This is a genomic window from Salinimonas marina (genome assembly GCF_015644725.1).
Classification (GTDB): domain Bacteria; phylum Pseudomonadota; class Gammaproteobacteria; order Enterobacterales; family Alteromonadaceae; genus Alteromonas.
The window spans coordinates 2,290,155-2,312,795 of the sequence record NZ_CP064795.1 but is presented as its reverse complement, the minus strand read 5'-3'; the positions used below and the strand labels follow the sequence as shown (position 1 = coordinate 2,312,795).

General features: G+C 46.6%; 28 protein-coding genes, 1 tRNA gene and 2 pseudogenes. 20 read left to right on the top strand and 11 right to left on the bottom strand.

The genetic code is table 11. The features are described 5' to 3' along the window. Positions 1-12: 12 nt before the first annotated feature. The 4 genes from IT774_RS10305 to IT774_RS10290 are packed head-to-tail and all read right to left on the bottom strand — an operon-like array spanning position 13 to position 2,303. Entirely contained in the window at positions 13-162 is a 150-nt protein-coding gene (locus IT774_RS10305) for a DUF2897 family protein (protein ID WP_195809716.1), read from the bottom strand. Then, positions 159-833: a M15 family metallopeptidase gene (locus IT774_RS10300; protein ID WP_195809715.1), complete on the bottom strand. Its 675-nt coding sequence runs from the start codon at positions 831-833 to the stop codon at positions 159-161. Before IT774_RS10300 ends, IT774_RS10305 begins: the two co-directional genes overlap by 4 nt. Continuing rightward, positions 830-1,957, bottom strand: coding sequence for a succinyl-diaminopimelate desuccinylase (gene dapE, locus IT774_RS10295; RefSeq protein WP_195809714.1), 1,128 nt, complete (start codon positions 1,955-1,957; stop codon positions 830-832). Before dapE ends, IT774_RS10300 begins: the two co-directional genes overlap by 4 nt. Beyond that, on the bottom strand, positions 1,950-2,303 hold the full coding sequence (locus IT774_RS10290; RefSeq protein WP_195809713.1) for an ArsC family reductase: 354 nt from the start codon (positions 2,301-2,303) through the stop codon (positions 1,950-1,952). The genes dapE and IT774_RS10290 overlap by 8 nt, the downstream gene beginning before the upstream one ends. 287 nt (positions 2,304-2,590) lie before the next feature. Here IT774_RS10290 and IT774_RS10285 point away from each other — a divergent pair, with 287 nt between their 5' ends. Beyond that, on the top strand, positions 2,591-3,022 hold the full coding sequence (locus IT774_RS10285; protein WP_195809712.1) for an OsmC family protein: 432 nt from the start codon (positions 2,591-2,593) through the stop codon (positions 3,020-3,022). Positions 3,023-3,057: 35 nt separating this feature from the next. Here IT774_RS10285 and IT774_RS10280 read toward each other — a convergent pair whose 3' ends face one another. Both IT774_RS10280 and IT774_RS10275 read right to left on the bottom strand, forming a co-directional pair. Beyond that, complete coding sequence (locus tag IT774_RS10280; RefSeq protein ID WP_195809711.1) at positions 3,058-3,546, bottom strand: PTS glucose transporter subunit IIA; 489 nt, start codon at positions 3,544-3,546, stop codon at positions 3,058-3,060. Next, positions 3,543-3,932 carry an ACT domain-containing protein gene (locus IT774_RS10275; protein ID WP_195809710.1) on the bottom strand — a complete coding sequence of 130 codons (390 nt, stop codon included), beginning with the start codon at positions 3,930-3,932 and terminating at the stop codon, positions 3,543-3,545. The genes IT774_RS10280 and IT774_RS10275 overlap by 4 nt, the downstream gene beginning before the upstream one ends. Positions 3,933-4,412: 480 nt before the next feature. Here IT774_RS10275 and IT774_RS10270 point away from each other — a divergent pair, with 480 nt between their 5' ends. The 8 genes from IT774_RS10270 to IT774_RS10235 all read left to right on the top strand — a co-directional run bounded on the left by IT774_RS10270 (position 4,413) and on the right by IT774_RS10235 (position 11,085). Next, positions 4,413-5,492: a patatin-like phospholipase domain-containing protein gene (locus IT774_RS10270; protein WP_195809709.1), complete on the top strand. Its 1,080-nt coding sequence runs from the start codon at positions 4,413-4,415 to the stop codon at positions 5,490-5,492. Positions 5,493-5,634: 142 nt separating this feature from the next. Further along, positions 5,635-5,711 (top strand) — tRNA-Val (locus tag IT774_RS10265). Between the two features lie 202 nt (positions 5,712-5,913). After that, positions 5,914-7,140, top strand: coding sequence for a hypothetical protein (locus tag IT774_RS17045; protein WP_218958915.1), 1,227 nt, complete (start codon positions 5,914-5,916; stop codon positions 7,138-7,140). After that, positions 7,137-7,613: a hypothetical protein gene (locus IT774_RS10255; protein ID WP_195809708.1), complete on the top strand. Its 477-nt coding sequence runs from the start codon at positions 7,137-7,139 to the stop codon at positions 7,611-7,613. The genes IT774_RS17045 and IT774_RS10255 overlap by 4 nt, the downstream gene beginning before the upstream one ends. A gap of 252 nt (positions 7,614-7,865) precedes the next feature. After that, positions 7,866-8,243: a hypothetical protein gene (locus IT774_RS10250; protein ID WP_195809707.1), complete on the top strand. Its 378-nt coding sequence runs from the start codon at positions 7,866-7,868 to the stop codon at positions 8,241-8,243. Between the two features lie 304 nt (positions 8,244-8,547). Beyond that, complete coding sequence (locus IT774_RS10245; RefSeq protein WP_195812267.1) at positions 8,548-10,200, top strand: hemagglutinin repeat-containing protein; 1,653 nt, start codon at positions 8,548-8,550, stop codon at positions 10,198-10,200. A 26-nt stretch (positions 10,201-10,226) separates the two neighbouring features. Then, positions 10,227-10,673 carry a hypothetical protein gene (locus IT774_RS10240; RefSeq protein ID WP_195809706.1) on the top strand — a complete coding sequence of 149 codons (447 nt, stop codon included), beginning with the start codon at positions 10,227-10,229 and terminating at the stop codon, positions 10,671-10,673. Continuing rightward, positions 10,663-11,085 carry a hypothetical protein gene (locus tag IT774_RS10235; protein ID WP_195809705.1) on the top strand — a complete coding sequence of 141 codons (423 nt, stop codon included), beginning with the start codon at positions 10,663-10,665 and terminating at the stop codon, positions 11,083-11,085. Before IT774_RS10240 ends, IT774_RS10235 begins: the two co-directional genes overlap by 11 nt. Before the next feature lie 297 nt (positions 11,086-11,382). Here the strand turns inward: IT774_RS10235 and IT774_RS10230 are convergent, their stop codons facing one another. Beyond that, positions 11,383-12,333 carry a transposase gene (locus IT774_RS10230; protein ID WP_195809704.1) on the bottom strand — a complete coding sequence of 317 codons (951 nt, stop codon included), beginning with the start codon at positions 12,331-12,333 and terminating at the stop codon, positions 11,383-11,385. Positions 12,334-12,410: 77 nt separating this feature from the next. Here IT774_RS10230 and IT774_RS10225 point away from each other — a divergent pair, with 77 nt between their 5' ends. Together IT774_RS10225 and IT774_RS10220 are read left to right on the top strand one after the other, a co-directional pair. Further along, complete coding sequence (locus tag IT774_RS10225; protein ID WP_195809703.1) at positions 12,411-12,764, top strand: hypothetical protein; 354 nt, start codon at positions 12,411-12,413, stop codon at positions 12,762-12,764. Positions 12,765-12,820: 56 nt separating this feature from the next. Continuing rightward, entirely contained in the window at positions 12,821-13,054 is a 234-nt protein-coding gene (locus IT774_RS10220; RefSeq protein ID WP_195809702.1) for a hypothetical protein, read from the top strand. A 565-nt stretch (positions 13,055-13,619) separates the two neighbouring features. On the opposite strand, the gene IT774_RS10215 is transcribed toward IT774_RS10220, so the two are convergent. Beyond that, positions 13,620-14,570 carry a transposase gene (locus IT774_RS10215; RefSeq protein WP_195809701.1) on the bottom strand — a complete coding sequence of 317 codons (951 nt, stop codon included), beginning with the start codon at positions 14,568-14,570 and terminating at the stop codon, positions 13,620-13,622. 140 nt (positions 14,571-14,710) lie between these two features. Here IT774_RS10215 and IT774_RS10210 point away from each other — a divergent pair, with 140 nt between their 5' ends. From IT774_RS10210 to IT774_RS10190, 5 genes and pseudogenes are all read left to right on the top strand, one after another. Continuing rightward, a complete protein-coding gene (locus tag IT774_RS10210) occupies positions 14,711-15,313 on the top strand; it encodes a DUF6990 domain-containing protein (protein WP_195809700.1) in 603 nt (200 codons plus the stop codon). Between the two features lie 66 nt (positions 15,314-15,379). Next, positions 15,380-15,991, top strand: a pseudogene (locus tag IT774_RS10205) (hemagglutinin repeat-containing protein); the annotation flags it as partial. Positions 15,992-16,024: 33 nt separating this feature from the next. Further along, positions 16,025-16,225, top strand: a complete 201-nt coding sequence (locus IT774_RS18050; protein WP_195809699.1) for an HNH endonuclease — start codon at positions 16,025-16,027, stop codon at positions 16,223-16,225. Positions 16,226-16,227: 2 nt separating this feature from the next. Beyond that, the gene (locus tag IT774_RS10195; RefSeq protein ID WP_195809698.1) at positions 16,228-16,410 is read left to right on the top strand and encodes an SMI1/KNR4 family protein; all 183 of its coding nucleotides are present in this window, start codon (positions 16,228-16,230) and stop codon (positions 16,408-16,410) included. A gap of 55 nt (positions 16,411-16,465) precedes the next feature. Beyond that, positions 16,466-16,765, top strand: coding sequence for a transposase (locus tag IT774_RS10190; protein WP_195809697.1), 300 nt, complete (start codon positions 16,466-16,468; stop codon positions 16,763-16,765). Here the strand turns inward: IT774_RS10190 and IT774_RS10185 are convergent. Then, positions 16,727-17,887 (bottom strand): IS30 family transposase, encoded by a 1,161-nt coding sequence (locus tag IT774_RS10185; protein WP_195809696.1) that lies wholly within the window; start codon positions 17,885-17,887, stop codon positions 16,727-16,729. The two genes, IT774_RS10190 and IT774_RS10185, sit on opposite strands and share 39 nt — an antisense overlap. A gap of 55 nt (positions 17,888-17,942) precedes the next feature. On the opposite strand from IT774_RS10185, the gene IT774_RS10180 reads away from it, so the two are divergent. The 4 genes and pseudogenes from IT774_RS10180 to IT774_RS10165 all read left to right on the top strand — a co-directional run bounded on the left by IT774_RS10180 (position 17,943) and on the right by IT774_RS10165 (position 20,452). Continuing rightward, positions 17,943-18,722, top strand: a complete 780-nt coding sequence (locus IT774_RS10180) for an IS3 family transposase (RefSeq protein ID WP_195812266.1) — start codon at positions 17,943-17,945, stop codon at positions 18,720-18,722. 119 nt (positions 18,723-18,841) lie between these two features. Then, positions 18,842-19,894, top strand: coding sequence for an IS110 family RNA-guided transposase (locus IT774_RS10175; RefSeq protein WP_195809695.1), 1,053 nt, complete (start codon positions 18,842-18,844; stop codon positions 19,892-19,894). Between the two features lie 20 nt (positions 19,895-19,914). Continuing rightward, positions 19,915-20,118: pseudogene (locus tag IT774_RS10170) on the top strand (IS3 family transposase); the annotation flags it as partial. Next, positions 20,111-20,452, top strand: a complete 342-nt coding sequence (locus tag IT774_RS10165; protein WP_195809694.1) for an SMI1/KNR4 family protein — start codon at positions 20,111-20,113, stop codon at positions 20,450-20,452. The pseudogene IT774_RS10170 and the gene IT774_RS10165, both read left to right, overlap by 8 nt. Before the next feature lie 364 nt (positions 20,453-20,816). Here the strand turns inward: IT774_RS10165 and IT774_RS18045 are convergent, their stop codons facing one another. Beyond that, complete coding sequence (locus IT774_RS18045; RefSeq protein WP_195809693.1) at positions 20,817-21,095, bottom strand: hypothetical protein; 279 nt, start codon at positions 21,093-21,095, stop codon at positions 20,817-20,819. Positions 21,096-21,419: 324 nt separating this feature from the next. Next, on the bottom strand, positions 21,420-22,637 hold the full coding sequence (locus tag IT774_RS10155; RefSeq protein WP_195809692.1) for a urate hydroxylase PuuD: 1,218 nt from the start codon (positions 22,635-22,637) through the stop codon (positions 21,420-21,422). Positions 22,638-22,641 lie beyond the last annotated feature (4 nt).

Genomic DNA, 22,641 nt, shown 5'->3' with positions numbered 1-22,641 from the left:
TGACGGCCGGGGTTATTTCCAGTCGTCATCGTCATCATCGTATTTACGTGGTTTGAAACCCGGCGGCGTGCGCATTTTTTTGGTATTACGCAGCAGCAGCAAATTGCCGGCAATAAGCCCGATCACCAGTGCAATAATCAAAATTATCCAGCCCATGCTCATAATGACCTCCCCTGGTTCAGAACATAACGTCGGTAAACAGACTCAATATGCGCAAGCACGGTGTGCTTTCCGGCTAAATCAGCCTCTGCCAGCACCGCCGCAAGCTGTTCACAATTACGTGATTTTTCATAAGCCCTGGCAGTAATACGATGACTGAGATGCCATAGTTCACAGGCAACCCCGCCACGATACTCCAGATAAGGCCTGAAAAAGCCAAAATCCTCGGCGTGCTCGCTAAGCCATGCGGCCAGACCCGCACACGGGCCGCCTGCACGATACTCTGCATCCACTAAATTAAAGCGCATGCCACGCTCGTGTACCGCCTGCCGATCGTATACATCCAGGTCAGTCCCCCAATGATGCCGACTGGTGCCCGGCAATGCCGACCAGGTGAGAATCGCATGCATTTTCTGTTCGTCAGTGAGGGTGTCGATTGCGGTGGGCTGCCCATGTAAATCCAGTATCGGCAGCTGCCCATGCCATTTGCGGTTCCAGATGCTCAGCTGCTTTTCAAAGGAGCGGTAGGTACTCACCAAATCCACATTTACCCCATCAGCACAGGCCGCCTGCTGCATGGCATTAAAGTCGGGCAGCACCTGCAGGTGCAGCTGGTGGTCCGAACCCGCCGGCACCAGCGATTCATGGGATAAGCCCATCCAGCTGGTGTTCATGCCAGCAGCCTTACCAGAATCTGATAGTAAATATCTTCCAGGGCTTGCAGGTCGCTCATCCTGACCTTTTCATCCACTTTATGGATGGTGGCATTCACCGGACCCAATTCGACCACCTGAGCGCCAGTGGGGGCGATAAATCGACCGTCAGAGGTGCCGCCGGCGGTGGAAAGTTCAGTGGCACGACCGGTTACCTGATTGATGGCGGATTGGGTGGCAGTAACCAGCTCTCCGGCGTCGGTTAAAAAGGGCTGGCCGTTGAATGTCCATTTCACTTCATAATCCAGCTCGTGGGTCTGCAAAATCGCCTCGGTGCGGGTAATGAGTTGCTGATCGGTGACTTCGGTAGAAAACCGGAAATTACAGCATACCTGCAGCGCCCCCGGGATAACATTGCCGGCGCCAGTCCCCGCATGGATGTTAGAGATTTGAAAGCTGGTGGGCGGAAAATACGCATTGCCATTATCCCAATGGGTCTGGGCCAGCTCGGCCAGCGCGGGTGTAGCCGCGTGTACCGGATTTTTAGCCAGATGCGGATAAGCAACATGGCCCTGAATCCCCTTAAATGTGATGTCCGCGGTCAGCGAGCCCCGGCGGCCGTTTTTTACCACATCGCCTATTGAGGACGTGCTGCTGGGTTCGCCCACGATACACCAGTCGATTTTTTCATTGCGGGCTTCCAGGGTATCAATCACCCGGGTTGTGCCGTTAATAAAGGGGCCTTCTTCATCACTGGTGATCAAAAAGGCGATACTGCCTTTGTGATCAGGATAATCTGCTACAAAGCGCGTGGTGGCGGTAAGCATCGCTGCCAGACTGCCTTTCATGTCGGCGGCCCCACGCCCATGTAAAAAGCCTTCTTTTTCGGTGGCTTCAAATGGCGGGGTCTGCCAGTCTGCTTCCGGGCCACTGGGTACCACGTCGGTATGACCGGCAAAACAAAAGACCGGTCCGGCGGTGCCCTTACGTGCCCACAGGTTGGTGGTGTCATCAAACACCATGGTTTCATTGGTAAATCCGGCGGCGCTCAGCCACTGCTGCATCATCAACTGGCAGCCGGCGTCTTCGGGGGTCACCGACTTGCGGTTAATCAGGGCCTTAGCCAGGGCAATAACCTCACTCATTGGCGAATGCTTCCTCATATTGATCAGTCTTAAAGCCAGCCATCATCGTATTGTTATGATGCAAAATAGGGCGCTTTATCATGGCGGGTTGCGCCAGCATCAGCTCAATTGCACTATCGCGATCAATCGATTCTTTGGTGTGATCATCCAGTTGCCGGTAGGTGGTACCGCGTTTGTTCAGCATGGTTTCCCAGCCCAGATAGCTTTCGGTTTGCTCCAGCCACTGTCGGTTGATGCCATCTTTGCGGTAGTCGTGAAAGGTAAAGTCGATATTGTGCTGAGTAAGCCATTTCTTCGCTTTTTTAATAGTGTCGCAATTGGTAATACCGTAAACCGTGGTTGTCATGATTAGAAAATCCTTCGCTATTTTCAATGGAGTCTATCTTGTCAGATTTAAGGATGCAAAAGGTACACAGACCATGTAGAAATCTTACAGTGGGGTTAATCGGGCGGCGGTGAGTATCACTTTCAGCGATAGTAAGCAGATAACGCTAAGCCTTTTAGGAAAAGGGGTAAGCGCGGTTCATCAGGTTTAATGGTGACATTTTTTTGATTCCGGCATACATGCTGCATTCACTCCGGCAACACTTACGCATCAAAGCGTAATTACTTTAACCGCTTGAAGGAGACCCCATGGCAATCGTTAAAACCGCATCTGCACATTATCAGCCTTTAGGTAAAGAAGGGCAGGGGCATGTGAGCCTGGCCAGTGGCGCACTATCCGAGCAACCTTATGGCTTCAATACCCGTTTTGAAGACAAGTCAGGCACGAACCCTGAAGAACTTATTGCCGGTGCACATGCAAGTTGCTATGCGATGGCGTTATCCTTCGCGTTGGCCGACTCTGGCTACGACAGTGGCGAATTGAAAGTTGATGCTGCGGTAACCCTGGAAAAAGACGGCGACGGATTTGCAGTTACTGAGTCAGCGTTGACGCTGGATGCCAAAGTTGCCGGTATCGACGAAGACGAATTTGCCGCTATTGCTAAAGACGCAAAAGATAACTGCCCAATCTCTAAACTACTGAAAGCAGAAATCTCGCTGGATTATACCTTTCACAACTAAGCATACGGTGTAGTGTGAAGCCGGGTTAGGAGCATTCACACGTACAATGTAAATAACGTATCTTCAAAAGCCAGGCATTGCCTGGCTTTTGTTGTTTCAAACCGCTCAATTTTCTGGCCATTGGTAATAATAACCCTGGCAAAAGGCAAAGCACCGGCCAGCTTTAACATCGCCGGATTGAACTGAAACAGCACCTCAGCGGCTTTCACCCGATCTTTCACCTTAACCCTGGTAAAGCATCCGGCGCCATGTCCCTGCAGCGAAACCTCGCTGACTTTTATCCATAATTGCAGGCCATTATCGGCTTTCAATTTTACCGAAAGCTGGCTGCTATCAATATCGGTAATGGTTCCGTCTAACGGGGCAAGCACCTGGTTGCCGGTGACTTTGAGCAAACAGCCAATTTTGAATAACGCCAGTATCTCACCCAGACTGCTCGCTGAGGCTTCGCACGGCCTGCCCGACAATGGCACCGGAACGGTAACTATACGTAACCCGGTACTTTTTTCTGATGCAGCACTCATGACTGGTCAACCACGGTATAACCCGCATCCTGCAGGGCATGCACCGCAGTATCGAGTTTATTGTGTTTAACCAGGAAAAAATCGGTATCAAAGGTAGAAACTATAAAAATACTGACTTTTGCCTGTGCCAGTACATCGCTGATTTTGGCCATAATTCCAACCATGCTTAGCTCCAGCGGACCAAGTAACTCGAGGGCTCGCCAGTCTTTATCCATATCTTCAGCCGCTAGTTTTATCGACTCAGGAACGACAATAGAAAGTTGTTCTTCTGTGCGGCCAATAAAGTACAGATCACTGTTAAATACTTCAGCCGGGATCGGGGTCATCGGATCAAGCGAATAAATCGTAATATGCCGTGGTAAAACGGCCAGAGTTTGAAGTGCCATGTGTATTCATTTTGTTCTGCTCAACAATCTTAAGCATTAAATCACTATATTAGGAGTAGTGCCACGTGTTATCCACGTAATCTGTGGATAAGTTTGTTGAGTAGTTTGGGGCTTAATTGTAACTCATTGATATTAAATAACTAAAAATATTGTACAAAAAACACCCAGTGGATAACATATGTCTATTCACAAGCATTTTCCACAGTGTGTGTCTAGCCAGATCAATAGAAATAATTAGTAAAATGACGGTTATTTTTGACAAATACCTGTTGACAACCACCCGGTTTAGGTCGCTGTTTTTACTGTTATAGACTCCTGTCTATAGGTAAAATTGGGATCGATTATCAAGCCGATCAGACCAAAATCTGAGCCTATTCTATTATTAAAAATTATTATAAATGTGTATTTTTAAGGCGAAGTGCACAATTTTCGTCGAACTGCTACATTAATATCACAAATGCATAAAAATAAGAGGCTATTTTGGGTGCACCGCTAGAGATATACGCTGGACCAAAAGCATTAGAAACCATACATCACTATGGTTTCGACCCATTATTGTTTAACTATTTTCTGGGTGCCTCGGGCGGGCCTAAATGGTTTGTACTGGCGGGGCTAGACCGGGTGCTATTCCCGGAGTTTTTCCAGCCTCGAGGGGGTCAGATTCAGGTGATTGGTTCTTCCGCCGGAGCTTTCAGAGCGGCCTGTATTGTGCAAAGCGATCCCCTGGCGGCCATAAACCGGCTGGCCGAAAGTTACTCACATACCGTGTATTCTGCTAAACCCAGCGCTTATGAAATTACCGCCAAGGCCAAAACACTGTTGAGCTATATGTTAGGCGACCATGGACTGCACGATATCCTTTCCAACGAGCGTTTCAAAGCGCATATTATTACCGCCCGTTGTCAGGGGTTAGTGAGTCGTTCGGGAAAGTTGTCGCAGCTGGCAGGGCTGGCCATGAGCGCGGCCTCCAACCGCAAAGACCGCAAGAATCTGCAAAAAGCCTTCACCCGGGTGGTTTTTTCGGCGCCGAACAGTCACCTGGATATCCATGATCCCTACCATTTAGAAACTGAACGTGCCAAACTTGGCTACACCAATATCCGGGATGTATTGCTTGCTTCCGGGTCGATCCCATTAGTGCTGAACGGGGTCAGTAATATTGTTGCTGCGCCGCCTGGGGTTTATCGTGATGGCGGCATAATAGACTATCATTTCGACTTGTCCTTTGGTCCGAAGCCGGGGCTTACCTTGTACCCCCATTTTTATCCGCGGCCGGTGACGGGCTGGTTCGACAAAAATCTGAAAAATCGACTGGTCCATGCCCAAAGTTATGACAATGTCGTCATGCTGGTGCCTTCAGCTTCTTTTGTAGAAAGCTTACCCTACGGTAAAATTCCCGACCGGGATGACTTTAAGAACCTGGACGCCGACACCCGCATAGCGTACTGGGATACCGTGTTGAGTGAGACCGATCGACTGGGCGAATACTTTATGAAGATCGCCGAAGACGGTTCCATCATGGATAAAATTCAGCCTTTACCTTTTGCCTGTTATCCTTAAATCGGGCGCGCTGTAGGGCGAATGTTGGTCAGTTTGACTAGAAAGCAGCCAAACAAAAGATAATCCTCAAATTGTGCTTGCCAGTAGCCTTCGGCGTCGTTATTATACGCGCCGAATCAACGCACTACTGCGTTTTCATATTGCGTCTATAGCTCAGTTGGTTAGAGCGCTACCTTGACATGGTAGAGGTCCCCTGTTCGAATCAGGGTAGACGCACCATCTTTATCTCTTCTTATTGTTCATCAGGTTTTTCAACCGCCCGCTTCATAGCAAAACACATATCCGTTCGTACTACGTATCAGCTTTTTCTCGCAAGCACCCTTTAAAGCTTTGCTGCTATCGAAGCTCAAACCACTGCGCAATCTGCTGACGTTCAACCGATCTATTGGACAGTCACTCGTTATACCTGCAATACAAATAAGTGACTGTCCTTATTTTTCACTCGCGCGACACCGACACGGTATATGTAAACGATGCCGTTCACGACAACGCTTCTGACGCTGTAAACACCATCGGTCATGAAACCCAGCATTATTTGGATAATCAGCAAAACCCGGATACAGCGCAGACTGAAACGTACCATGACAACCGCGAAGAATACGCCGGTATTATGGGTGATGCGACAGAGGACTATTTAGATTTCAACTTTGCGCAGAACGACCAAAGCCTAGCGGAGGGGAATACTCATAATTGGGGAGCAACAACAGAAGAGAGAGACAGAAATAAGGCTTTGGCTAATGAAAATCATGCCAGCTTCCGTCAGGAGGATGAGCAGGCACTCGATTACTACTTAACAAAAGAAACCGTCGACAAAGTAAAAGACTGCCTAGCCGGTGCGACCTGTTCCACCGCAGAACAAAAAGCTGCCGTTGTGGCAGACGCGGAGGATTTGAGTGTTATGCTGGACAATGAACTCAACAATGTTTGCCGCGACAATCCAACCGGAGATGCGTGCCGGACGTCTGTTAATACAGCGACTCAGTATATTGGTATGGAAGATGCGTGGGATATTCTGGAAGGCGATGTTAGCCGCTCTTCCAAAAATACATTTGACTATGTGTATAACAGTGACGGCGCGGAAGAGAACTTTGACGTGTATTACAATACTATTGATAACAGAGCAGACTTCTTTGGCGCCAGTGACCAGTACGAGCAGAATATCGGTCTTGGGGCGAGATGGTTCGGCGGTGCTGAGTTTGTGAGCCGAGCACCTTTGACAGGACTGGGGGCTGATGGTAATGGATCGTGGATAAGTTTTGGCGTTGGGGGAGTTATAACCGGAACTGAGGTTTATGACTGGCGAAGTGAAGCCGGGAAGACCCTTATGAATGCTGGTTTCGATAACTTTAAAAGTTTGTATAACCAGGAAGTGTCAGATCCAATTGCCTGGGATATAAACCAGTTAAAAAATGAACAACGAGCATTGCAATCGGTACATAAAAAGTATTTAGGGGAACGCACTTCTTTTACAGGGCTGTCTAAATTCATGACAAATACTGAGGTGAACCCACTATTTAATGAAACAGAATTGTCAATTGATACAAAACAAGGAATGCCAGGAGGCGTTGATATTCTTAATTATAAGTCTCGAATTGAGTTCGGCTGCAAATTAATGGTCTACTCAGCAAGCCAAGGGTGCCAACCATGAAGCCTGCCTACCCGTATTTCAAAGTGATAATATGTTTTTTAATGTGTCCGCTATTGTCAGGTATTATTTTGTTTTCTATATCAGACTTCTATAGCTTTTTTTCTGAAAATACGCCCACTCTTTTTCACGAGCATGGGTTGACGGGGTTGTGGATTTACATAGTTTATGGAATCTATGGGCTGATTTTCTTTTGTATACCCGCAGGCTTGCTTGCTGGCCTATACGCATACTTAAACCTATATAGACAGTTAACTAGTTACGTTTGGGTTTTTCTTCTAGGTGGAGCAGGAGCCTATTTGTGGGCGTATGCCTTGATTAGAATGACAGGAAAAGATATTTCTTTAAGTAACACTGCAGATTTTAGCAACTATCAGAACTTAGTGGTTTTTGCCTTAGGTGCATTGTCTTCAATATTTATGGCCTATTTAGTATTGCCCAAAAAACCGAGATCAAAGCATAATCAAAAAAAATAGGACAATCATTCCTCGCATCGTTCTGGCTAATTAATAGGACAGTAACTTTTTATACCTGTAATACAAATAAGTGTAATTAATAGGGCAGTCACTCTTTCTTTTCTTGCCCTTCCCAAGCTGATCGGCTTTATTTGCGCGGCTGTATCTGTCCTGAAAAAACACTGGACAGTCACTTTTCAAATCCGCCAAGCGATTTACATGCTGCGAAGGAGATGCTGAAGGATCTTAAAAAGGCACGGCAAGGGGAATTAAATGATTAAAGATAAAGAAACGCTACTTTCGTATTTTATTAAGAGTTTCCCGAACTTTAGAGAGCAGTGGGAATCTGAGAATAACTATAATATTACTGAAGATGGCACTTTTACGGTAGCAGGCCTATGTGCAGAATTCTCTCAATATTATATTGATGAGTACAGTTTAATTGATCAAAGGCAAAAATCCGAACTTTTTGATATTATTGAAAATATCCTAACGTCTTCAGAAATGAATAGAGATTTGTTAGATTTATCTCATTCACTAAAAAGCTGCTTTTTAGTGAATATCTCACAGGCTGAGGCTGGCGACTTGAGCAAGAGTGACATGGGGAAGAAAATGCGAAAATTTTTTGATGAGTGGCATGTATATCCGTAGCCGAAGATAGTGGACACCCATGAAAAGATGGATAAATAGCGGACACTCACACTTTTCTGTGTCGAAAAGTCGATATCGCGAGCTCACTTTTAACGGCTGTGATTAACCAGCTTTAACATTTTTTGATGAGCAGGGATGCGAACCAGCTGTGAGTGAAGTATTACTTGCAGCTGATACCAGAATTCAGAGCGCAAGTATCCGGTGAGTTCTCTTGCGTTATGGCATTTTAGTGAGGATGCTGGAGTATTGTCAGGGCGTGTCAGGCCGGGTGTAGCGTTTCTCTCGCTTTTGACACAGTGCAAGGCTGGCCAGCCAGGACACCCAGCGCTCACAAACCGATACCCAAAGCGGGAGCATGACCATTGCGCAGACGGTCTGGGGTTCAGCTGGCGGGCCGACGGTGAATGCCAGCCTGAACAGCAGCAAGCAGCAGGACAAACAAACCACCCACAACAACAGCACACTGACGGCAAATAACCTGAACATTGCCACCACCGGTGATACCACTATTATCGGCGGTAACCTGCATGGTGCAAATGCGGTGAATATGGTCATTGGTGGTGACTTAACGCTGGAGTCGGTGCAGGACCGCTTCAGCGGCAGCAATAAAGGCATGGGTATCAGCGGTGGCATGAGCTTAGGCGGGGTGTTCACCAACGAAAACGGTGCCAAGGCCAACAGCAAAGAAGTCAAAACCACCGCTATTGGCCAGGGCGGCGATGTCAGCAGTGTAAATGGCGGCGTTAACGCCAGCAATGGCCGTTACCAAAAGACCGAAACTGTGTTAAGCAGTATTACCGGGGGCACGGTTGATGTATCCGTTGACGGCAATACGCAGTTAACCGGCGCCTTACTGGCCGCCGTGGATGCCGAAGGCAACGATACCGGTAACTTAAGCCTGAGTACCGACAGCTTAAACACCACCGACTTAACCAACCGCAGCTACAGCAGTAACCAGAGCGTCGGCGTTAATGCCAATGTCGGTGTCAGCGACGCTGCCAACCCGGCAGACCCGAATCAGAGCAACACCGACCTAGCCCTAAACAGCAGCAACTACAGCTATCAGAACGAAAATAGCCAGAGCCTGGACAAAACCTTAGCCACCATCGGCGAAGGCAGTGTTTCAGTCAATGGCGAAGACACCTCTCCCGACGGCGTTAACCGTGATGTCGCGCTAGTGAATAAAGAGATTTACAACGTTGACCGCCAGCAGGGGAATATTGAACTGACGGTTGACCACCGTTTGTTAAGTGAGGATGGAAGAAAGGAGATTGCTGAAGATGTAAAGGGTGTCGCTGAGAAGATTGTGGCAGCAAAACGGGAAATCCAAACCTGGGGCGATCAGGTTCCACCCGAACTACAGACGCTTTTACCCGAATTTGAAACAATGGTTGAGGCGGCCATTCTGGAAGGGCGGGATATTGAGCCCTTAAAGGAGCTATTTGAAGATCCCAACCTTATTGCTTCTGTCAAAAACTTTGCGCCGCTAGCGAACCTGGCGGATACCGATCCAGAGTTGCTTAAGCAGCAACTGAAAGAAGGTATAGCAGTCAGTGTCGCGCCCAATGAACAAGGCGAAGATGTTCTTCATATTACAGTAAAAGGAACCGGCAATGTTCCTGCTGTGACGCAAATGGTTGATGGCATCAACAGCTTGATGAAGGTAGCTGAAAGTGTACCGGAAGATGCTGCCAAAGTGATGGAAATGGCTTTGGTAGCAGCCGGCGGCGCGGCTTCAATAGTGATGGAAGTAACAACCGAGGTTGCGGCACAGACCGAAGCCGGACAAACGTTGCTGACAAAAGTCAACACCGGCCTTGAAACCTTGGGCAATGTTGTGGGCTCAGTTGCTGCGGGCAGTGATACCCTTGATGAGTTTGTACAGGACGTTGCGGCAGAGAAACAGCATCAAGATAGCGATTACTATCGAAGTATGCAGGGCGGGGTAATGGCGTAGTCGTCCTTGTCGGGATGCTGGCTGGTGTGAAGTCTGTCAGGAAAGAAGGTGAAAATGCCGTTAATGAAGGAGAGGTAGGTACATTCGGTGGTCTTGCGCCTAGAAGCATTAAAGATGGAATGACGCCAGATCACGTGCCGTCATATGCTTCTGTTAGAAAAGCTTTAGATGATGCAGATATAGAAATATCTGATGAACAAATGAAAGCATTACGCAATAATACAATATGTGTCGTTGTAAAAACATGCGATCATCAGTCATTCTCTAGAACGTTTGGCGGACGCAACTCCAAAAGTAAAATAGAATCTGATGCCAAAGATCTGTACGAAGCAGCAGAAGCTGATTTGCAGACATGGGAGCCAGTATGGGAAAGCAATGGCTGGACAAGAGATCAGATAAAAAGCGCGAGAGAGCAAGTTCATAAGGCAAATAAAAATTTATTTAAAGATTTGGGGATTAAATATGGGGATTAGGAATTATTTAGGTGTAAATATAATGGCTGCTCTTGGGAAGCTTAAAAATAAAATAGCGATGTTAGAGTATGTGAAAATCGACAGCGATGAGTTTTTAAAAGCACCTGAAAGTGGTTTTTATCTACAGTCGAAAGACTCTAGTGGAGTTATTTCAGGGTGTCGAATTTTCATTAAAGAAGATGAACCTTATTTACCTGCATCAGAAAATTTAAAAGGAGAATACAAAAATTTTAGAACGTTAAATGATTTAGAAAAAAAATATGGGCCTGCTATAAAAGATATCCCCTCAGTAAAAATTCCAGGTGTCAAGCCAACTCTTCCTGGTAAAAAATTTGAAGACGGTGATGTCGCTATATTAGCTCATTACAGCGCTGATAAAGAATTGGTTTTCATTCATCTCAAGATGAAGTAAAGAGTAAATGTAAAATTGGACAAAACATAGGACAGTCATTTTTTTCTGGTAATAAATTACAAAATTTGACTAAAGAGCAGTAAATAGTGGACACCCACACTTTTCTTTGCCGAAAAAATCGATGTCGCGAGCTTGCTTTTAACTTTCGTGATTAACGAACTTTCACATTTTTTGATGAGAAGGGAAGCGAACCGGCTGTGAGTAGGGTCTTACGTACAGTTAATACAGGAATTTGGAGCGCATGTATCCAGCAAGTTCTCTTGCGTTGGGCATTTAAATGAAGAAAAGGAAATGATGTCAGGGCGTGCCACACCGGGTGGAATGCTTTTCTCGTTTTTGACATAGCGCAAGGCTGACCCGCGAGGCGAACCGGGTTTCGATATTGCAGATAAACGCATCCCAGCACACCGTATTCAGCCCGGTACGCTCAAGTAACGGTGCCATATCTTTTGCGACAACGCCGCGCTTGTTAGGCGGCTTTACCCGCCCCACGCTATCAACAAGTTGTAAATATTCTTCAAACTGAAAGGGCAGACCGTCGGGCTGATGCTCAGATGGGTTACCAGCAAACGGGTATAACCTGTCAGGCTGCTTACCCACCTTTGCACACTTGATTCGCTTTTTAATACTGGTATGGGCCGAGGTTTCGGGTGTTGTTGCCATGCAGGCTCTGATGGGGTTGAGGTCAACGTAGGCCAAGCAGGCAGCCAGGGCCGCCTCATCCAAAATCGCCTGTGACTTAAAGCGCCCTTCCCAAAATCGCCCTGTGCACCGGTCCTCTTTATTTGCCTGACGTGCGATGTATTCATTTAAGGCGCGCATATACCAACTTATGTCATACAGTCGCTTTCGGTATACCTCAACAGACTGCTCAACGGTATAACGCTGCGCCGCAGACAGTGTTGCTGATTGTGCCGGGTCGCAATACATGCGGGTGAGTAATGTACCCTGATATAGCCGATGCCAGCGCTTCAATACCTCCTTCGCTGACCAGCTTTCTGCCAGTGACTTATCCGCTTTTAACACGACATGAGTATGATTGCTCATGACCGCATAGGCGCACAAGTGAATCGCAAAGACGTTCGCTAAATTATATAGCCGGTCTTCAATCCACTGTCGGCGATGTTCATACGACTGTCCGGAATGCCTGTCATGACCACATAGAAAGGCGCGCCGTACACAGCGAGATACGCAATGGTAGTAGGGTGTATCAGTCAGACTTATAAGCGATGAGCGCGGTCGTGGCATAGGTTCAGTGGCGGAGAAGTCAGGGGAATAGCTTGCAATAGACGACGACTAAAGTCACTGTGCTAAAAGAATAGAATGTGGGTGTCCAATTTCTTTGTGTAGGTGAACAAGCTAAAGCTAATGGTGGTTTTGCTACTACTGTACAAAATGCTTCAAGGTCAGATACTGCAGTATTTCAACAATGGAGTAACCAGAGGTTTGAAGCTGAATTGGATATTCCTAAAGGTAGTTTGATAAATGTTGGAAAAGTCGCACGTCAAACTTCAAAGTCTGGTAAACGCACTTACCACAAGGGTGGAGCTGATCAAGTTATTTTGCCGTTAGATTACCCATCTACTTGGATAAAGTCAGTTCGCGATGGTAAAACAGGTATTACTTACACTTTGGATGAGTTCAAAAGAGCTTTTCCAGACCAAATGAAAGAAGGCTAACTAATTATGGCTTTAAGTCTTGAAAAAAAATTCTTTGGGATGAGTTAGTTACTGTAATGGAAAGTGTCAGTAAAATATTACCGGCTCATGTAGATTATCAAGGTATAAAAAAGGTACAAAATATTGCTGAAAATTGCGACGAAGGTGGATTGAAAAATATCGTGCGTTATCTAGATGGGGATTACAGAATTATTTATGACAATAGAGTCATTTGCGATGAACTTGAAAAACAGATGAAAAAAGCTTATCTAATTGTTGAGCAACTTAGAAGCAAATCAGAAGAAGGGTAATTAGTGGTCACCTACACTTTTTCTTGTTTGGTATAGGGTTGAGGGTAAATAGGGGTAAATAGTGGACACCCAAATAGGGGTAAATAGTGGACACCCACACTTTTCACTTCAGAATCTGAAAGCCGAGTATCTAAGAGTATATAGGACCAATAAGAGTATATAGGATAGTCACTCCTCGCATCATTCAGTGATAACGAATACAAAGGTGATTCAAAGCAAAGAAAGTGACTGTCCTATTTGCCTGGTCGACAAATAAATAAGGCATTCAAGCGTCAACCGCAGTCGATAAGGGATCAATTGATCAAAAATGCAGAAAAGGGATTACAGCGTCTAAAAGATAGTAAATAGTAAATAGTGGACACTCACACTTTTCTTTGCCAAAAAAACAATGTCGCAAGATCGCTTTTTAGCGACCGTGATTAACGAACTTTCACATTTTTTGATGATCAGGGGAGCGAACCGGCTGTGAGTAGGGGATTACGTACAGTTGATACCGGAATTCAGAGCGTATGCGTCCGGCAAGTTCTCTTGCGTTGGGCATTTAAATGAAGAAAAGGAAATGATGTCAGGGCGTGCCAGACCGGGTGGAATGCTTTTCTCGTTTTTGACATAGCGCAAGGCTGACCCGCGAGGCGAACCGGGTTTCGATATTGCAGATAAACGCATCCCAGCACACCGTATTCAGCCCGGTACGCTCAAGTAACGGTGCCATATCTTTTGCGACAACGCCGCGCTTGTTAGGCGGCTTTACCCGCCCCACGCTATCAACAAGTTGTAAATATTCTTCAAACCGAAAGGGCAGACCGTCGGGCTGATGCTCAGATGAGTTACCAGCAAACGGGTATAACCTGTCAGGCTGCTTACCCACCTTTGCACACTTGATTCGCTTTTTAATACTGGTATGGGCCGAGGTTTCGGGTGTTGTTGCCATGCAGGCTCTGATGGGGTTGAGGTCAACGTAGGCCAAGCAGGCAGCCAGGGCCGCCTCATCCAAAATCGCCTGTGACTTAAAGCGCCCTTCCCAAAATCGCCCTGTGCACCGGTCCTCTTTATTTGCCTGACGTGCGATGTATTCATTTAAGGCGCGCATATACCAACTTATGTCATACAGTCGCTTTCGGTATACCTCAACAGACTGCTCAACGGTATAACGCTGCGCCGCAGACAGTGTTGCTGATTGTGCCGGGTCGCAATACATGCGGGTGAGTAATGTACCCTGATATAGCCGATGCCAGCGCTTCAATACCTCCTTCGCTGACCAGCTTTCTGCCAGTGACTTATCCGCTTTTAACACGACATGAGTATGATTGCTCATGACCGCATAGGCGCACAAGTGAATCGCAAAGACGTTCGCTAAATTATATAGCCGGTCTTCAATCCACTGTCGGCGATGTTCATACGACTGTCCGGAATGCCTGTCATGACCACATAGAAAGGCGCGCCGTACACAGCGAGATACGCAATGGTAGTAGGGTGTATCAGTCAGACTTATAAGCGATGAGCGCGGTCGTGGCATAGGTTCAGTGGCGGAGAAGTCAGGGGAATAGCTTGCAATAGACGACGACTAAAGTCACTGTGCTAAAAGAATAGAATGTGGGTGTCCAATTTCTTTGTTCCTGTAAAAGTTATCCGAACCAAGGGGGTAGGAGGTTAATAATGAAAAAAGCAGAAATCATTAAGTATCTAAAGGGGCAGTATAAAGCCAACAAAGTTGATAATGACTGGGAGTTTGTCTTAAAAGACGATGATGACGGCTACTTGGACTTTTCTCCAGGTACGTTTGGCACAGGAAAGGCAAGAACGTTATTAGGTATACCATCAATGACTCTCCCTTGGTTATTGCAACTAGATCAATCTATTTTTTCATCAGAGAGTGATAAAGTGGTGCCCTTTTTTGTGGGGCGTCAAATTAAGCTGCCTGTCTCTGATGGAGTCATTCGTGAGCACCACGTTGATGAAATGGTTAATAGCTGTTTTAAGTGGTTCCATCAGCAAAATCAGCAGGAGATTATCGCCACGGAATTTTCGCGATGTTACGAAAAAATCACAGGTTTTCCTCCATCTGGGTGGCAACCAAAGCATATTATGGCTTGTGTATTCAAAGGCGACGTCGACAGACTGCAGGGTTATCTGGATAACTTTAAGCGCGGTGAACGAATGGAGTTTATCCCTATTATCAAACAAGAGTACTTCGAGAGAGCGATTCCTCTGGCTGAAAAATATCGTTCCGACGAACTGGTATCACCGATTAAGTTTTAAGCGATAAATAGTGGACACCCACACTTCAGTAAATAGTGGACACCCACACTTTGCAATACACAGGCTACCCAGACCGTAGGGTCGAGCGTAAATGCCAACGCCATTAATGTAATGACCGGCGTCGACGGGCAAGACGGCACTACCACGGTATCGGGCAGCCAGTTAAATGCAGATGATAGCCTGAATATTTATACCGGAGAGCTTGATGTGCTCGCCAGTGTAAGTACCCAGCGCCCGTCGTCGAATACCCAAAGTGGTACAGTGACCATTGCCCAGACCGTGTGGGGCGCAGCAGGCGGCCCCACGGTTAACGCCAGCCTGAATGCCAGTAAAGAGCAGCACAAAGCCACCACGCATACCAACAGCGAACTGACGGCCGGTGACATGACCGTGATCACCAGTGGCGATGCAAATGTGGCGGGCGGTAACCTGCACGGTGACAACAGTCTGTCGATGACGGTCGGCGGCGATTTGAATCTGGCTTCGGTGCAGAACCGCTACTCGGGTAGCAGCAAAGGCATGGGGATCAGTGCCGGTATGGGCTTTGAAGGCGTGTTCACCAATGAGAACGGCGCAAAAGCGGGCAGTAATGAAGTGAAAACCACTGCGCTAGTATATAGGACAGTCACTCCTCGCATTAAAATAAATAGGACAGTCACTCCTCGCATCATTCAGTGATAACGAATACAAAGGTAATTCAAAGCAAAGAAAGTGACTGTCCTACTTGCCTGCAAAGTCGATGCCACGCAATTCACGCTGGAGCAGTTGAACAAAATAAAGTCAGGCTCGTCTTCAATTAACAATTTTACTTGGCACCACAATGCTGATAGCGGGAATATGCAGTTAATTTCGAAAGACATCCACAGTGCAGTTAGACATATTGGTCAAGGCGGATTAAAACAAGGTAAGTAGCAATGTCATTAAATGTGAAAAAATTGAAATCGGAAAATCCGGAAGTAACGGCTAGCCTTATCGAAGAAGTTGAGATAGTACTAGGAGTCAAGCTCCCAGAGTCTTATATTTCATTAATGAAAAAGTGGAACGGGGGCTACTTTGATCAAGAGTATCAGGTGTTACTAAGTAATGGTAAGGCCTGAGATTTCCCGACACTTTTTATGGTAAAAATGTAACTCAAACCATAAGAGGTAAATCATGGGTAAAGGCATTCGTTATTCAGACGAATTTAAGCAGGAAGCGGTGAATCAAGTGGTGATTCATGGCTACAGTGTTGCTGACGTAGCAGCACGGCTCGATATCAGTACCAAGAGTCTTTACGGCTGGATGAAGGCCTTCTCAAAGCCGACTAAGCAGCGTAAAGAAGATGAAGACTTGCGTGCAGAAGTTGCCAGGCTGAAACGTGAGCTGAAGCGCGCCCAGCAAGAACGAGACATATTAAAGGAAGCCGCTGTAGATTCAAGTGACCACTGCAACACCTTTTTCAATCATGTGTGATGGTGTTTTATATTTCAATGTTTTCCTTGGACGTTCGTTTAGTTGAGTTGCAACTTGGTTTAGGCGTTGTTGAGAATGTTGGGATAAATCAGTTTTTTTAGGGAAGTATTGGCGGATCAAGCTATTTGTGTTTTCATTTGTACCTCGTTGCCAAGGACATTGGGGGTCGCAGAAGTAAACAGGCATACCAATTTCTTTCGTAAAATCAGCATGTTTTGCTAATTCCATACCTCTATCCCATGTTAAAGATTTTCTATACTCCAGTGGCATTTTCCTGAATGTTGATAGCAGTGCAGCATTCACGGTTGTCGCATCTTTTCCTGCTAGTTTTAAAATGATAGTGAAGCGAGACTTTCTATCCACTAGCGTTGCAATATGAGTATTTCTCGATCCTGTGACTAAATCGCCTTCCCAATGTCCAAAAGAGCGCCTATTTTCGATATGTTTTGAACGTTCGTGGATTGAAACTCCATCGACAATATTTATGGTGCCTCTGTCACCTTTTCGAGAATGATATCGACTGTGACGCATTGGGCGCTTTCGCCGCAAATGCTCTGAGAGCGAGTGATGAATAATATTTCTAGCTCTAACATAGAGTGACTTATAGATAGTTTCATGTGATACCTGCATCTTCTTTCGTCGCGAGTATTCAACGCGTAACCAGCCGGAAATTTGTTCAGGAGACCACTTTAATTCAAGCTTATCGATAACTAATTGCTTAAGTTCTGGAAATCGCTCCAGCGCTGCAAGCTTGGGCCGCTTAGCCATTCGCTTTGCGCGATTATCTGCATCTACAGCTTTATAGTATCGGCGACCTCGATTACGGGCTACTTCTCTTGATATCGTTGAGGGGGAACGATTCAGCATCTTGGCTATTGCTCGGATACTCATTTTTGCTGACAGTGCGACTCGAATTTCTTCGCGCTCACTCAGCGTTAAATGAATAATATTCCGCTGCCTAGCCTCAGGCTTTATCCCACCATTTTCTCTTAAAATCGTAAAAACAGATCCGGGCTTGGCTGCTACAACTCGACCTATTTCACTGAATCCAGCACCTTGTTTCCATAAATCAAAAACAAGTGCTCTTTCTTCTGGGGTAAATGTACGTTTTGTCCGCTTCATTCAAAACTCCAATGCAAATCAGTATTTTAATATAACTGTTGCACTGACCATTTGAATCTACAGCGGTGTTCTTTGCCGGCGAGTCAAAGAACGGTACCCGTTCGTAAAATCTCGTAGTACCGATTATCCGGTGAGATTGTTGTGCCAGGCACTTGAGCTACATCCCAGTGGCTATTATGAGTGGTTGCAGCGCCCTGAATGTCAGCGTGACAAAGATGACAAACACTTGCTCGGCGCCATCAAGCAGTTCTGGCTGGAAAGCGGTGGCCATCATGGTTACCGCAACCTTCATCTGGATTTATTAGAGGCGAATATTCCGTGTGGGCGTGACCGTGTTTTACGACTGATGCGTCAAGCCAGTATTAAAGCCCAGCGCGGATACAACGCGCCCAAGGGGCGCTATGGCGGCAAGCCAGACGTTGTGGCTGCCAATACGCTAAACCGTGATTTTACCGTGGCGGCTCCGAATCAGTGGTGGGTCAGTGACATTACCTATGTCCATACCCACGAAGGTTTTTTGTTTTTGGCTGTTGTAATGGACTTGTACGCCCGGAATATCGTTGATTGGTCGATGGGTGACAGGATGACAGAAGAGCTGGTGATGGACGCGCTAACCGCTGCCTACTGGCGGCGAAAACCGTCAGATACGGTCTACCTGCATTCCGACCAAGGATCTCAATACAGTAGCCGCAGCTTCAGAAAGTTACTCAATACGTTGGATGTTAGACCCAGTATGAGTCGACGAGGTAACTGTTGGGATACAGAGATTATACTTACCAGTGCTGACAGTAATAATCTGACCCGTGCTGGGATTGACCTTGTGTCTTTGTGTTGACCTGTCGATTATTGCTCGTCAGTTAAAGTTGGGATCATTCCAGTATCCGTGACCTAATAGGAGCATTGTTTTGCATCTTCAGTGTCCAGTCCGGTGGCTGGTTTACTGAGGAAAAACTGATGAACCGTGATCATTTAAATAATCAACTCACCCTCGGAGTTGATACTCACCTTACTAGCCATGTTGCTGTTCTAATTGATAATATTGGTAAGGTTGTCGATACGCAGGAGTTTCCGGTCTGTTATATTGGATATGAGAAGCTTTTCAACTGGGCAAAATCATTTGGAAATATTAGACAGGCTGGACTGGAGGGAACCGGCACTTACGGTGCTGGTCTTTGCAAGTTCCTAGAGGAAAAGGGTTTGAAAGTCTTTGAAGTCAATCGGCCAAACAGGGCGAAACGTCGACTCAGAGGAAAATCAGATCCCACTGACGCTGAGAATGCAGCGCGCTCAGTCCTGGCGAATGAGTCAACAGCCATCCCTAAGTCACATGATGGAATTGTCGAAGCCTTGAGGTATCTTGTTGTCGCCCGGAAAAGCGCTGTTAAAGCCCGTACTCAGGCCATCAATCAAATCAGAGCGCTTCTAGTCACAGCCCCTGAGCAAGTTAGGGTAGCATGTTATGTCCCATCGACCCGTCTATGTATAGCTGCTTGTAAACAAATTCAGAGCAACGACAGTGATGTGCGGTTAAGAACTTTAGCGGCAATGCTCAATCTACTAGCCGATCGTTGGCTTAGGCTAACTGAAGAACTCAGACTAATAGGAAAACGTCTGACAGAGCTGACAAAATCAACAGCCTGCCACTTACTTGAACAATTTGGTGTTGGCCCATACGTCGCTGCAACTCTCATGGTCACAGCCGGTGATAATCCGACCCGGCTTCATAAAGAGTCTTCATTTGCGGCGCTGTGTGGTGTAAATCCGCTAGAAGCATCATCAGGTAAAACTCAACGTCATCGTCTTAACCGAGGCGGCTCAAGGGATGCTAATAATGCGCTATGGACAGTAGCCCTCATTAGGATGCGAAGTGACCCAAGGACGAGGGTTTATGCGGCTAAGCGAACAGCTGAGGGTAAATCAATTAAAGAGATCCAACGATGTCTCAAACGCTACATTGCTAGAGAGCTTTACCCGATAATGGTATCCGATCTATCCATACTAACGTGATAGCTTGACATAGGAGCGTCAATGCGGTAGCGGAGAGCTTCTTTAGCAATCTGAAGAAGGAAAAAATCAGGCGTATCAAGTACAAGACCAGAGATGATGCACGACAAGCGATGTTTCATTACATAGAAATGTTCTACAATCCGAAACGTCGGCATACTGCCAACGGACGCACGTCACCAACAGAATATGATCGACAGTATTTTAGGGACATAGAAAGTGTCTAGGAAAGTCAGGCCTTACCATAATGATGTTCCAGAAGAGTTAGATTTTTATCTAGGAGAAGGATTTTGGGGTATAAACAGTATTGCGGGTATTTCTAGCGATAAAAGTAATTCTGAGGGGATTTTATATACAGCTCAAGCAGCATTTGAATGGGGAGTTGAAAAGCAAATAATTGCTCTTGAGGGTGATGGCCATACCTGGATTGCTCTGGATTTTCGAGAAAAAAAAGATGATCCGACAGTGATTTTTATAGAGACTGAAAAATTATCAAGTTTCCAAATAGCTAGAAGTTTTGATGATTTTTTAAATAAAATTGTACCTTTAATTGATAGTTAAAAAATATAGGACAGTCACTCAGCTTTCAAAACATAGGACAGTCACTCGTTATACCTGCAATACAAATAAATGACTGTCCTTCTTTTTGCGTTAAGAAGAAAATACCGGACAGTCACTGTTCAAGTTCGTGAGAAAGTTAGTGATACAGTTATTCTTTAAATCTGCAACAAGCAATTTTTCTTCAAGATGAAGTTCTTGAACTTATTAGGTGTAGTACATGGACAAATATACCGTTAGCGGTTTAACTGCAGCGCATTAGCAAAGAAGTGTGTCAGATTGTGGCGACGAGGCGAGCAAATGCATTCTGCAATACTTAGACTGTATGACTTATTTGCTTGCGTGGTCCGTCAGAAACTTGGCAGGATTATACGGTGTTGCATCTTAGGTTTTTCTTGCGCTGCGCCATGAGCTTTTCAAGGCTGACAGTGGCCTTAAACTCTGTTTTAATTCCACTCACTAATGCATTCCAGTCCGTCTGTTCCAGCCCGGCGCGAGTGAGAATAGGGCTGGCGGCCTTATCAATTTTACCTCGCTTGTTAGGGTGAAAGCGACGCCCGGTTGACTCGACCAGGGCGACATAGTCTTCCAGCCGAAAAGGGAGCCCATCGGATATGTTTCCAGATGAATTTCCTGCAAATGGCAATAGATGACCAGGCTGATGCTGGGTTTTAGCAGCGATAAGACGTTGTTGTATGCTGGTATGCGCCGAGTCTTCAGGAGTGTCTGCCAGACATGCGCGAACCGGATTTAAATCAACCTAAGCCATACAGGCTGCTAAAGCTGCCTCATCCAGTAACGCCTGTGATTTAAATCTTCCCTCCCAGAAATGACCGGTACAACCGTCTTCCTTATTGGCCTGCCGGGCAATATATTCATTGAGCAACCGCATAGACCAGCTAATATCGCACAGTCACTCAGAACCAACAAACAGGCCAGTATCCCAAAGCAAAGGCCTGTTTAACTACTGCTATCGCTGCTCAAACCACTGCGCAATCTGCTGACGTTCGGCGGCGCTCATATTGGTTTTATTTAAAAATGGCATATCCTGGGTGATCACAGTGCGCCGGTAGATCTGGGCGGCGAAACGCTCAAAATCCGCTGGCTTGTCCAACACCACGCCCATCGGGGCTACCTGAAAAACCTCGTGGGAAGGTGAGCGGGAGTGGCAGCTGGTGCAGTGGGTTTGCATAATTTTGTGAAATCGTTGGTCAGAAACCTTTTCTGACGCTGTTGCACTGGGGATGGCATCGTTGGCAGCGGATTCTTGTGGCGCGTCAGATGCTTGCGGCCAGCTCACCATAGCGGCAATGATGATCATGGCAGCGCCGGCACTGATAAGCACTGAGGGTTTGTGAGTACCCGTATGTCGCAGGTTGAAATAATGGCGGGTCCAGGCGGCGGTAAGCATAAGCGCAATTAATATCGCGCCATTGTAAGTGTGCTGATAGGTCTGCGGATAATGATTGCTGATCATAATGAACACAACCGGCAGGGTCAGATAGTTATTATGTACCGAGCGCAGTTTGGCCTGTTCGCCCCAGCGGGGATCGATGGGGGACCCGGCGGCCACCGCAGCCACCATTTTTTTCTGATTCGGGATAATGGTCAGCAGCACATTGGCCACCATAATGGTGCCAATTAATGCCCCTACATGGATATAAGCCCCCCGGCCGCTAAAGCTATGGGTCGCCAGCCATGTGGTGGCTGCTAACAGGATCACCAACCCCGCGGCGAACAGCTTTGGATAGCGGGCCGCCGGGGACCTGCAGGCCAGCTCGTAGAGTATAAACGGCCCAAAAATCAGCCCCAGACCTAATCCCACCGCCTGCGCCGGGCTTAACGGCATTACTTCAGAATCAATCAGATATACCGGGGCCGATAAGTAATAGATGAACACCAGCAACGCAAAGCCGCTTAACCAGGTACTGTAGGCTTCCCACTTGAACCAGTGTAAAGGTTCGGGCATAGTTTTGGGGCCGTAGGCGTATTTAGATATTTCGTAAAATCCGCCGCTGTGGATGGCCCACAAATCGCCTTTAATACCCGCTTTATGTTTGGCTGGTGGTGGCTTTTGCAGATGGCTGTCGAGCCAGATGAAATAAAATGAGGCACCAATCCAGGCAATACCGGCAATAACGTGAAACCAGCGTACCAGTAACGAAATCCAGTCTAACCATGGTGCCATCGTG